Genomic DNA, 11207 nt, shown 5'->3' on the forward strand with positions numbered 1-11207 from the left:
CTCCGAGGATGCGAGTGACACGAACGGGCACTGGTGGCCCGCCCTTGGTCTTTGTGCACGGGCTTGCTTGCGATGGCACCGACTGGCAGGCCCAGGTCGACTGGTTCGAGACAAGAACCACCGTCGTCGTACGCGACTTACCCGGGCATGGTTGCGACACGGCCGCACCGGAGGACTGCACGATCGAGGAGTACGGCGCTGCGGTGGCCCGAGTCATGACGGAGTTGTCGCTGCCGCCGGCGATCATCGTGGGCCACAGCATGGGATGTCGTGTCGCTCTCCAGGCGTACCGGGTCCAGCCCGATGCCGTGGCCGGGCTCGTACTCGTCGACGGCAGCCGGATCGCCGACGGTGATCCCGCAGCCGCCGAGCAGGCCATGTCCGATGAGCTCGCAGGGGATGGCTACGGACAATTCATGAAGCGGTTCTTCGAATCGATGTTCGTCCCGTCGAGCGACCCCGTTCTGGCGAACCGGATCGTCGATCGAGGGGTCGGCTTTCCCGCCCCGTCCGGCAGGACGCTGCTGACAAGCCTGGCAGGTTGGGACGCCGGTGAGGTGGTGAGTGCACTCGACTCCGTGCGCGTCCCGCTGCTGGCGATTCAATGCACGACGCTCGACGCGGCACGCGAGCGTGTGTCGCTCGAATCGGGACAGAGTTCAGCCTGGATCGATCTGGTGCTCGCTCATGTGCCGCAGGCCACCGCCGCGATGCTGCCCGGGTCTGGCCACTTCCCGCAGATTGAACAGGCCGCCGAGATCACCGCCCTGATTGCCGACTTCTGCGACGCCATCTGAGCATCGCACTCTCGCCGAGGACCGCATCACCGATCGCCCCGCTCATGGAGCGATAGCCTTCTGACATGTCAAAGTCATTCGACTGCACGGTCGAATCTGCGGTCAGCGTCCAACAGATCCAAGCCGCGTTCTCGGAGCGCGGATACTGGCTTGCGCGGCTGGAACCGCATAGCGGTACGGCAGAACTGCGCTCGTTCGACGTCGACGCGCAGGGCGAGGTGCGGGTGACGGTAGCCCAGGACCTGCGAAACACCGTGCTGCCCGGCCTTTTTGGCAAGCTTTACCCCGGGGGTGTGGAACTGGTGCAAAGCGAGACGTGGACCGTCGACCGTGGGGACAAGGTGCGGGGGCTGATCCACGTCCAGGCCCACGGAGCGCCTGGCTCCGGCCGCGGCACCATCGAGATGACGCCGACGCGGGACGGTAAGCGCCTCGAGTGCAGCGGCATCGTCAAAGTCAAGATCCCGATCGTCGGCGGCAAGATCGAAAGCTACTTCGGTCGTCAGATGATGGATCAGATCCCCGAGATCCTTCGCTTTATCGCCCAGTGGACCCGCGAGCGCGCTTGACGTCGCGGCCGCGAGTGGACGCGCAGAGGCGCTACACGGCCGCTTCAGGTACTCCGGTGACTGCCTACCCCTATTGCCCAGCTCTGCGCGAATAATTCGCTGCGAGCGAGTTATTCGCTCGTAGGCGGGCAATGGCAGCAGTGGTTCCGGCGGCGATTGATGACGCGGGTGTCAACCGCCGCCCTCCGAACTCACGTTGGCCGAACCGCAGTCTCGGCGCAGGTTTCCGGCGAACCCGGAACGTGCCGCGACTGCCGATGCCAGATTCTGGGCGGCGTGCTGGGTGCCCAGGGCGCGGCCGCTCCAGAAAAGGCGCTGTCCGCAAACCGAAGTTTTCGCCGAATTCCCCGGTCAGGCGACGGCGATCGTGGTTCACTGACCTCCACGCAAATTCTTGACGGGCGTCAGGGGGTATCGGTGGCTGATCAAAGCGTCGACGATCGGGAGCAAGGCCACGACTCGGAGTTGGCCGTGGACGTCCGCGTCCGCGTGAACCCCGACACGGACGCCGAGGCACGTGGCGTCATCGTCGAAGACTTCGGTGAGATGACCGCCGTGGCCGTCGATATCGGCTCCAACCACATCGCGGATCCCGCCCGCCGCTGGGCAGTGATGCTCGACGAGGGCACGCTGCTGTTCGCTGACTCCGAACAACTCACACCCGAGTAGCTCCCGGCAAGCCCCTAACCCCGTCCGTCCTCAAGCAGGGGGCGGAGGCGGTGGCGGCGGCACACCCGGCGGAGGCGGCGGTTCCTCCCGACGCGGCGGCGGTGCCGGCGCGATCCCGGTGCTGGTGTTGATCGTGACGATGGACCCCGGGATGGTCCGCCCACTCGGCGTGGTCCCGACCACCGCACCGTAAGCGGCCCCGCTGTTGACCGGCGTCGTCTTCTCGGCCACCTGGAATCCGGCGTCCTTCAGCCGCTGCCGGGCCCGGTCGACATTCATGCCCGTCACGTTCGGCACCTCGCTTCCGGGACCGCCCTCGACGAAGCGGGGATCGGTCGGCGGCAGGCGCACCTCACCGAAATCGGTCGCGATCGGCTTCATCGCCTCGAACCAAATGCGCGCCGGCTCGTTACCCCCGTACAGGTCCCCGCTGTAGCACTTGCGAAGCGGGAACGAGCAGATCCCCGACGGTGAGTTGGAGTCATCGAAGACGTAGACGGCGCCCGCGAGCTGGTTGGTGAATCCCAGGAAGCCAGAGGACCGGTGGGACTCGGTCGTGCCGGTCTTACCGGACATCGGCAGATCCCAGCCCACCGAACCCGCGGCTCCCGCGGCCGTGCCGGCGCCCTTGTCGTCTTTGCTCAGCGCGTTCGCGAGGGTGTTCGCCAACCCTTCCGGAACCGCTTGGTCACACTTTTCCGCGGTGAACGTCACCTCGTTGCCACGACGGTCGATGATCTTGTCGATCGGGTTGGGCGGACACCACGTGCCGCCGGAACTCAACGTCGCGGCCACATTCGACAACTCGAGGGCGTTGAGCTGGAACGGCCCCAAGGTGAACGATCCGGCGTTCTGCCGCTTGATGTACTCGGCGAGGCTCTCATTGCTTCCCCGGTCGTACGGCCGCGCCGTCCCCGGAAGGGCGTAGGAGCGCAGCCCGAGCCGAACGGCCATGTCGACTGCGCGGGGCACACCCACCTGCTGGATGAGCTTGGCGAACGCGGTGTTGGGGGAGCTGGCCAGCGCGTCGGTGACGTTCATCGACCCGCGGTAGTTTCCCGCGTTCTTCACACACCACGTCTCTTTCGGGCAGCCGGGGGTGTCGCTGCTGCCGAGTCCACGGGCTTGGAAGGATCCGGGGACCGCGAGCTGGGCGTTGATGCCCATGCCCATCTCGAGCGCCGCGGCGGTGGTGAAGACCTTGAAGATCGAACCTGCGCCGTCGCCGACGAGCGAGAACGGTTGCGGTTGCACCGTCTGCCCGGCGTCCTTGTTCAGACCGTAGTTGCGGTTGCTGGCCATCGCGAGCACCCGGTGCGAGTCCTTTCCCGGCCTGATGACGCTCATCACGCTGGCGATTCCGTCCAGCGTGGGGCTCGCGACCTTGTCGATCGCCCGTTTCACCGACGACTGGACCGTCGGGTCGAGCGTGGTGCGGATCAGGTAGCCGCCGCGGGCCACCTGTTCCTTGTTGATTCCGGCATGCGCCAGATACGCCAGCACGTACTCGCAGAAAAACCCGCGGTCACCGGCGGCGATGCATCCGCCCGGAAGTTCCTTGGGGCGGGGCAGCACACCGAGCGGCGCGGACTTGGCGGCTCGCAGTTCGTCGGTGTGCTGGGGGAGGTGTTCGATCATGGTGTCCAACACCAGGTTCCGGCGCTGCAGGGCCCCCTGGGGGTTGACGTAGGGATCCAGCGAGGTGGGCGACTGGACCAGACCGGCCAACAGCGCCGCCTGCTGCCAGTTCAACCGCGAGGCGTTGATCCCGAAATAGGTCTGCGCGGCGTCCTGAACACCGAACGCCCCGTTGCCGAACCCCACGAGGTTCAGGTAGCGCGTGAGGATCTCCGCCTTGGTGAATGTCTTGTCCAGCGTCAACGCCATCCGCATCTCGCGGAGCTTGCGCGCCGGAGTCAGTTCCACCGCGGCGCGCCTCTCGGCGTTGGTCTGCGCGGTCACCAGCAACTGGAAGTTCTTGACGTACTGCTGCTCGATCGTCGAACCGCCGCGGGTGTCGAGGTTGCCCGACAGATAACCCGACAGGCCGGTGAGTGTGCCTTGCCAGTCGACGCCCGCGTGTTCGGCGAACCGCTTGTCCTCGATCGAGACGATGGCCAGCTTCATGGTGTTGGCGATCTGCTCGCTCTTCACCTCGAACCGGCGCTGGCTGTAAAGCCAGGCGATCGGTTTACCTGCGGCGTCGACCATCGTCGTCACCTGCGGGACGTCTTCCTCCACCAGCTGCGCCGACCCGTTGGCGACGACGTCGGAGGCGCGGTTGGACAACAGGCCGAATCCGCCCGCGAACGGGAACATCAGCGCCGCCACCAGTACCCCGGCCAGCGTGCAGCACAAAATCAGCTTGATGACCGTCCCCCCGGCCGGTTCGCGCTCCGGCATGTCAGCAGGGTATTAAATGCGGTCTCGCGACGAACACTCCCGCGCCGATTTCATCGCAACGACGGCGAAACGCTCTGGTAACGGGCACGGTCAGCCTCGGTCCAGGTCCCACTGGCCGAAGTCGGGCGCCAGAACTTCGTCGACGTCGACATGTGTGTCTCCGATGGGCACACCGGGTTCGGACGGGCCGATCACCACGGCCTGATAGAGCACGGCCCGGGGATCGCGCTCACCAGCCGACCAGGCCTTGGTCTGCCACACCCACCAATGTCCGTCGCTGGTCGAGCGGCCGACGACGCCGTCGCCGATCGCCCACGAGCACGCCCGCGCGTGGCCGTACAGACCTGTGCGATCCACCCCCAGCACCGAATTGATTCCGCGGTACCACTCGAGCGCGACGTTCTCCCACGTCTCAGCGTCGATGTCCTCGTCGACGCTGAAGAAGATGGGTGCCGAATCAGGACCGCCCGCGGCATTGTGCAACCGCTGCGCGGTCAGGGCGTCCGCGACACCGCCGTCGTATCCGCGGGTGTAATCAGACGGCGTCGGCCAGCCGGGCTTGCCGTACTGATAGCAGCTGACGACGTGCAACCCCTCAGCCCGCAGCGAGTCGGCATACTCGCGCGTCACCGGTTTGAAGTCGAAGTCAGCGCCCGGCCGCAGTTCGGATACGTAAACCAGCGCCCCGTCGAAGCCCGCCGCCTTGAGTTGATCGGCCGGAACCTTGCGGTGCGCGAAGTCGACGAGACGCAGCGGCGCCGCCGACGCGCTCGGGCCCGAAAGCGTCGCTGCCGCTGCCCCGAGGAAGAACAGCGGTGGCGCGGCGACGGCATACTTGAGGAGTTCGCGCCGTGAAGGACAGTGCCCTCCGCCACGACCGGGTGACCTCGGGGAGTCCTGCACGGCGCGATGCTAACAACATTGACGACGACGCACCCGCACCTTCGACCGGACGGGATGGCCATGCCCGCAGACCGACTCGCCATGCACGGCAAGCGGTCCTTGTCGAGGTGGCTTTCCATCGTCACGGTCGTCCTCGCTCTGACCGCGTCTGCGGCGTGCGGTGGCGGAATCGATCATCCGCCGGCCGATTCCGGTGCGCGGGCGACACCGCCGCCCCCGTCGGCCGCACCGCCCACCCCGGCCATTGCGGCGCCCGGGCTGCCGCCGGTCGACGAGTTGATCAACACCGCGATCGCCGCCCACGAATTGCCCGGCGCGGTGGTCGCGGTCGGACACCGCGGCGAGCTCGTCGTCCACCACGCGTACGGCTCACGGAAGCTGGCGGGCGAACCTGGGCTCGACGGGACCCCGGCACCTGCTGAGTCGATGACCGAGGACACGATCTTCGACGTGGCGTCCCTGACCAAGAGCCTCGCAACGGCGACCGCCGTCATGCAGCTCTACGAACAGAACAAGGTCGGACTCGACGAACCGGTGCAGAACTATCTGCCTGCCTTCAACAGTGCGCGCGATCCGCAGCGGGCCCAGGTGACGCTGCGCATGTTGCTCACCCACACTTCGGGTATCGCAGGCGATATCGACCTGCGGGATCCGTGGGGCCTGGCCGCCGCCGACAGCGCGCAAGGAATCCGCCGCGCGCTCGCTACGCCGCTGCAATTCGTGCCAGGAGAAGTGTTCCGCTACTCCGATATCAACTTCATCCTGCTCGGGGCGCTGATCGAAGAGGTCACCGGCGAATCAGAAGACGTCTACGTCCAGCGAAACGTGTTCGCGCCCCTCGGTATGAAGGACACCCGCTACCTCCCTCCGGCCAAGGCGTGCGGCCCGCACAAGATCAGAGGGGCCGCGGTCGCGTGGGCACCCACGTCGGAGGCGCCTGCGCCGACCGCCTGTCCCGACGGTGCCTGGAACACCGACGTTTTGGCCCGCATCGCCCCGACCGCCCTCGACGAGGAAGGCAGAGCCCAACCGGGCGCCAACCCCGATCTCGACTTCCCGCTGCGAGGCACGGTCCACGATCCGACAGCACGGCGCATGGGCGGTGTTGCCGGGCATGCCGGGGTGTTCTCGACCGCACGTGACATCGGCATTTTCGCGCAGGCGCTGCTGGACCGATTGGCGGGCCGTCCCAGCGCGTTCCCGTTGACGCAGGAAACCCTTCGGCTGATGACCACGCCCCAGCAACCGGGGCACTCACCCGGACAGGTCGAAGCGGCCAACGAAGCCGTCCGAGAGGCCATCGCCGCGGCACCCAACCCGAATCCGCTTCTCGCCCCGAACTATCCGGCGATACCGGGGCAAAACCTGCGCGGGCTCGGATGGGACATCGACACCGGCCATTCCCGACCGCGCGGACTACTGTTTCCCGTCGGCAGCTTCGGGCATACCGGTTTCACTGGGACGTCGATGTGGATGGACCCGGCTTCTGACACGTATGTGATCCTGCTGACGAACGTCATCCACATCCGCGGCAGCAGACCGCTTTCGAACCTACAAGGAGAACTCGCCACGGTGACCGCCCGAGCGCTGGACCTCTACACCGACACGCAACCAGCCCCTAAACCCCGCTGAACGAGCAAGAGATGACCGAGTTGTACTACGCGCAAAGACAGTTCGAGGCGTACGGGCCATCGCACTTGGTGGTCCTCGCGATCTTCGCGGTAGGCGCGGCACTGCTGATCTGGTTGGGGCGCCGACAAACCGAAGCGCAGGCGCGGGTGTTCTCGCGTGTATTCGCGTTGCTAATCGTCGCGGCGTTCGTGGTGGCGTTGGTCTACAAGGTGATCCGGCCCGACATCCAGACGTCCATACCGATCCAACTGTGCGACATCGCCGAACTCACGGCCGCCTACGCGCTGTGGTCGCAACGACATTGGGCTTTCGCGCTGACCTACTACTGGTGTCTGCTGCTGAGTTCGCAGGCATTGCTCACGCCCGACGTGGGAACACCTCGAGAGGGCGCACCGGATTTCCCGCATCACCTGTTTCTCACGTTCTTCGTGCTTCACGTCTTCGCCGTCTGGGCGGCCATTTACCTCACATGGGGACGGAGGATGCGTCCACGATGGCGCAGCTACCGCTTTACCATCGTCGTAACCCTGATCTGGGCAGCGGCGACCTTCACCTTCAACGCCATCGTCGGCACGAATTACGGCTATCTGAACAGGAAGCCCCCGACAGCGTCGCTGTTGGATGTGTTCGGGCCGTGGCCGATGTATCTGGCGGTCGAAGTGGCGATCATCGTCGCCGCCTGGGCCCTGATGACGTGGCCATGGGAGCGGAAGCGTCGACCCGCCGGAACGGCTTAGCGTCCTATCGGGAGCCGGCGCCGTCGAGGCGGCGGCGAAGCAAGGCCAAGCCGGGTCAACGACTGGGTCCCGGCGCGCCGAAGGACGGCGCGGCTTCCGGCGATGACGCTGTGCCGCCCGACGACGGTCGCGCCGGCCAGGAATCCACACAAAGCGCCCAGAAGAAACATGCGCCGCGTATGTCGCTTGCTCCGCCGCATGGCCGCTGTCGCGGCGAATCCGCACAGCGCGCCCAGGACCGCGACCACGACGAGCAGACCCACCCAAAACGGCAGTCCGAGCGAACCCATAAGCAACCTTCCGGCCGTCATCCGCGAGCCGCCGGGGTCAATGGAATCACCGACACTGCGGTGCTGGCGGTCCTGTACGCGTTTCGTGACCGAAGCGAACGGGTTACGAGACGACTACGTGATTGTCACGCCACCGTCCACCACGATGGTCTGACCGGTGACGTAGCCGCCGGCCTCGGATGCCAGCCAGACGACGGCGGCCGACAGCTCGTGCGGCTCACCCAAGCGCTTGAAAACGACGCGGTCGGCTAGGGTGCGGTCCAGATAGCCCGGCTTGTACTCGTCGGTCATCTCGGATTTGAAGAAGCCCGGTGCCAAGGCGTTGACGCGGATTCCCTTGCGCTCGCCCCACTGTTGGGCGAGGTCGCGGGTGAGGCCGACGATCGCGGCCTTGCTGGCGCTGTAGGCGGCCTGGGGGAGCGCCGCGGTGGTCAGACCCAAGACGCTGGAGATGTTGATGATCGAACTGCCCGGCTGCATCACCCGCCCGCACGCTTGGGCGGCCCAGTACGAGCCGTTGAGGTTGACATCGACGACCTTGCGGAACTCTTCAGGCGTCTCCCGAGTGGCAGGCACAGCGGTGCCGACTCCTGCGTTGTTCACCAACACATCGACGCGGCCGAACTCCTGCATTGCGGCGTCGACGAGCGCCGTGCACTGATCGGGGTCGGCGACGTCGGTTTGGACGTTGAGAGCGCGCCTGCCGGCGGCCCTGACGAGTTCTGCTGTGGTTTCCAGCTTTTCGGCACGTCGGGCTGCCAGCACCACATCCGCACCGGCTTGTGCAACCGCCTCGGCGAACGACACTCCAAGCCCGGACGACGCGCCGGTGATGACGACGACCTTGTCGTCGAGTCGGAAGCGGTCCAGAATCGTCATCTCCGACGTTCTCCTGTCTATCGTGGTAGCTGTGCTCGACCAACCGTAATGTGTGGGGTTCGTGGCGTTGGGCTGGCGGTGCTCGCCCGGCCGAGGGTTCGAACCGGCCATTGCGGGCACCACTAGGGGCAGTCGGTTCCGGTGAGGGATAGCGAGTAACGCATGGTCGTACCCGGATGGGTGTGGGCGCTGACGATCGCCGCCATCGTCGGACTCTTGGCGTTCGACTTCTTCTTCCATGTGCGCAAGGCCCACGTCCCGACCCTCAAAGAGGCGGCGATCTGGTCGGCGTTGTACGTCGGGATCGCGGTGCTGTTCGGGATCGGTGTGTTGATCTTCGGGGGCGTCGACCCCGGTGGCGAGTATTTCGCGGGATATATCACCGAGAAAGCGCTGTCGGTCGACAACCTCTTCGTCTTCTTGATCATCATCAGCAGCTTCCGCGTGCCGCGCGAGGACCAGCAGAAGGTGCTGCTGTTCGGCATCGTGTTCTCGTTGATCGCGCGGACCGGCTTCATTTTCCTCGGCGCTGCGCTGATCAACACCTTCGCCTGGGTCTTCTACGCGTTCGGGTTGATCCTTCTGATCACCGCGGGCAACATGCTGGCACCGAACAACAGCGACTCGGAGACCGCCGACAACTTCATCATTCGGCTGGCGCGGAAGCTCTTTCACACCACCGAGCACTACGACGGCGACAAGCTGTTCACGACCGTGGACGGCAAGCGCGCGATGACGCCGATGCTGCTGGTCATGGTCGCCATCGGCGGCACAGACATCCTTTTCGCTCTCGACTCGATCCCGGCGATCTTCGGTCTGACCCAGAACGTCTACATCGTCTTCACCGCGACGGCGTTCTCGTTACTGGGCCTTCGGCAGCTGTACTTCCTCATCGACGGCCTGCTCGACCGGTTGATCTACCTTTCCTACGGTCTGGCGGCGATCCTGGCGTTCATCGGTGTGAAGCTGATTCTGCATGCGCTGCACGAGAACAACGTGCCATTCATCAACGACGGAGAACCCGTCACGGTCGTGGAAGTCAGCACCGGCCTCTCGCTCTCGGTCATCATCGGAGTCCTCGTCGTCACCGTCGTCGCATCGCTGTTCAGTAAGAGGGGAACGGCCCAGACGGCGATCGCCAACGCTCGCCGGCACGCGCGGGCCTACCTTGATTCCGAGTACACCAGCAGCGCTGAGGAACGCGAACGCATCTTCAAGGCGCTTCTTCGCGAGCGTGACCAGATTCTCGCGCTCGGTCCCAAGTACCGGCAGCTGGTTCGTGACGAAGATGCGCTCATCGAGCTACTCGATCGCGCAGCCGCCAAGCACGATGAGGCGGTCGACCGTGGCGAAGCTGAGCCCTTCACTTCCAAGGGGCTCACCGCCCCATAGCGCACGGCAAATCACTTTTGTCTCTTTGGTTTCTGTGGTCACAGATGGGGTTGGGGTTGTCGGTGGATCGAACTAGTGTTCGAGTATGTCGGCGGAACGGGTCAGCCAGCGGATCGCGGCGATGGACCGCGAGCTGACCGCGTTGATCGCCGAGTCCTTCGACACGTTGAGCACCGCTGAGCAGTTGAGGGTCACCGCGCAGTGGGAGAGGTTCACCCGGCGCCAAGCCGCGGTCAGCCACAGCATGGTGGCCGGGCTCCAGCAGGCCCCGTTGGCGGAGTTGGGGGAGCCCAGCGTGGCTGGGGCGTTGACGGTGTTGTTGCGCATCTCTAAGGCTGAGGCGCATCGGCGGGTGGCCGAAGCGCGGGAGTTGACGCCGCGGCGGGCGATGACCGGGGAGACACTCGAGCCGGTGCTGGCTCACACCGCCGCGGCGGTGGCCCAGGGTCGGGTGGGTGCGGAGCATGTGCGGGTGATCCGGCGGTTCTTTGACAAGCAGGTGCCGGCTTCGACGCCGTTTGACGTGCGCGAGGCCGCCGAAGCGCAGCTGGCGCAGTTGGCCACCAAGCACACTCCTGAGGAGTTGCGCGCGGCCGCGCAGCGGTTGGCGGCGTATTTGAACCCGGATGGGGATTTTTCCGATGAGTTGCGCGCAGCGCAGCGCTGGCTGCGGCTGGGTCGTCAGCGCCTTGATGGGATGAGTGAGCTACGCGGACTGCTTGATCCGGCCACCCGGGCGGCGTTGGAAGCGGTGCTGGCCACCGAAGCCGCCCCCGGCAGGAACAACCCGGCCGATGACACCGCGTGTGTGGAAGGTGAGCCGTCGCCCGAAGCGGTGGCCGCGGACACCCGCACGACCGGGCAGCGCAACCACGATGCGCTCAATGCCATGTGCCGGAAGTTGCTCGCCTCGGGCACGTTGGGCAGCAATAACGG

At 65.8% G+C, this 11207-nt stretch carries 11 protein-coding genes; 7 read left to right on the top strand and 4 right to left on the bottom strand.

All coding sequences use genetic code 11. From position 1 onward, the window contains the following. Window positions 1-8: 8 nt before the first annotated feature. The 3 genes from AU192_RS03915 to AU192_RS03925 all read left to right on the top strand — a co-directional run bounded on the left by AU192_RS03915 (window position 9) and on the right by AU192_RS03925 (window position 2035). On the top strand, window positions 9-797 hold the full coding sequence (locus AU192_RS03915) for an alpha/beta fold hydrolase (RefSeq protein ID WP_064394420.1): 789 nt from the start codon (window positions 9-11) through the stop codon (window positions 795-797). 65 nt (window positions 798-862) lie between these two features. Further along, window positions 863-1366: a DUF2505 domain-containing protein gene (locus AU192_RS03920; protein WP_064394421.1), complete on the top strand. Its 504-nt coding sequence runs from the start codon at window positions 863-865 to the stop codon at window positions 1364-1366. Window positions 1367-1783: 417 nt separating this feature from the next. After that, the gene (locus AU192_RS03925; protein ID WP_064394422.1) at window positions 1784-2035 is read left to right on the top strand and encodes a hypothetical protein; all 252 of its coding nucleotides are present in this window, start codon (window positions 1784-1786) and stop codon (window positions 2033-2035) included. Between the two features lie 30 nt (window positions 2036-2065). On the opposite strand, the gene ponA2 is transcribed toward AU192_RS03925, so the two are convergent. Together ponA2 and AU192_RS03935 are read right to left on the bottom strand one after the other, a co-directional pair. After that, a complete protein-coding gene (gene ponA2 / locus AU192_RS03930; protein WP_064394423.1) occupies window positions 2066-4438 on the bottom strand; it encodes a transglycosylase/D,D-transpeptidase PonA2 in 2373 nt (790 codons plus the stop codon). A gap of 90 nt (window positions 4439-4528) precedes the next feature. Further along, window positions 4529-5341, bottom strand: coding sequence for a DUF1906 domain-containing protein (locus AU192_RS03935; RefSeq protein ID WP_064394424.1), 813 nt, complete (start codon window positions 5339-5341; stop codon window positions 4529-4531). A gap of 60 nt (window positions 5342-5401) precedes the next feature. Here AU192_RS03935 and AU192_RS03940 point away from each other — a divergent pair, with 60 nt between their 5' ends. Beyond that, a complete protein-coding gene (locus AU192_RS03940; RefSeq protein WP_242656897.1) occupies window positions 5402-6973 on the top strand; it encodes a serine hydrolase domain-containing protein in 1572 nt (523 codons plus the stop codon). Between the two features lie 11 nt (window positions 6974-6984). Next, on the top strand, window positions 6985-7710 hold the full coding sequence (locus tag AU192_RS03945) for a YwaF family protein (RefSeq protein ID WP_064394426.1): 726 nt from the start codon (window positions 6985-6987) through the stop codon (window positions 7708-7710). Here AU192_RS03945 and AU192_RS03950 read toward each other — a convergent pair. Both AU192_RS03950 and AU192_RS03955 read right to left on the bottom strand, forming a co-directional pair. Continuing rightward, on the bottom strand, window positions 7707-8000 hold the full coding sequence (locus AU192_RS03950; protein WP_133148013.1) for a hypothetical protein: 294 nt from the start codon (window positions 7998-8000) through the stop codon (window positions 7707-7709). The two genes, AU192_RS03945 and AU192_RS03950, sit on opposite strands and share 4 nt — an antisense overlap. A 114-nt stretch (window positions 8001-8114) precedes the next feature. Continuing rightward, entirely contained in the window at window positions 8115-8879 is a 765-nt protein-coding gene (locus AU192_RS03955; RefSeq protein WP_064394430.1) for an SDR family NAD(P)-dependent oxidoreductase, read from the bottom strand. Between the two features lie 162 nt (window positions 8880-9041). On the opposite strand from AU192_RS03955, the gene AU192_RS03960 reads away from it, so the two are divergent. Both AU192_RS03960 and AU192_RS03965 read left to right on the top strand, forming a co-directional pair. Then, window positions 9042-10271, top strand: coding sequence for a TerC family protein (locus AU192_RS03960; RefSeq protein WP_064394433.1), 1230 nt, complete (start codon window positions 9042-9044; stop codon window positions 10269-10271). Window positions 10272-10356: 85 nt separating this feature from the next. Then, on the top strand, window positions 10357-11207 hold an 851-nt coding region (locus tag AU192_RS03965; protein ID WP_120275411.1), incomplete at its 3' end, for a DUF222 domain-containing protein.

This window comes from Mycobacterium lehmannii, assembly GCF_001499925.1.
GTDB lineage: Bacteria > Actinomycetota > Actinomycetes > Mycobacteriales > Mycobacteriaceae > Mycobacterium > Mycobacterium lehmannii.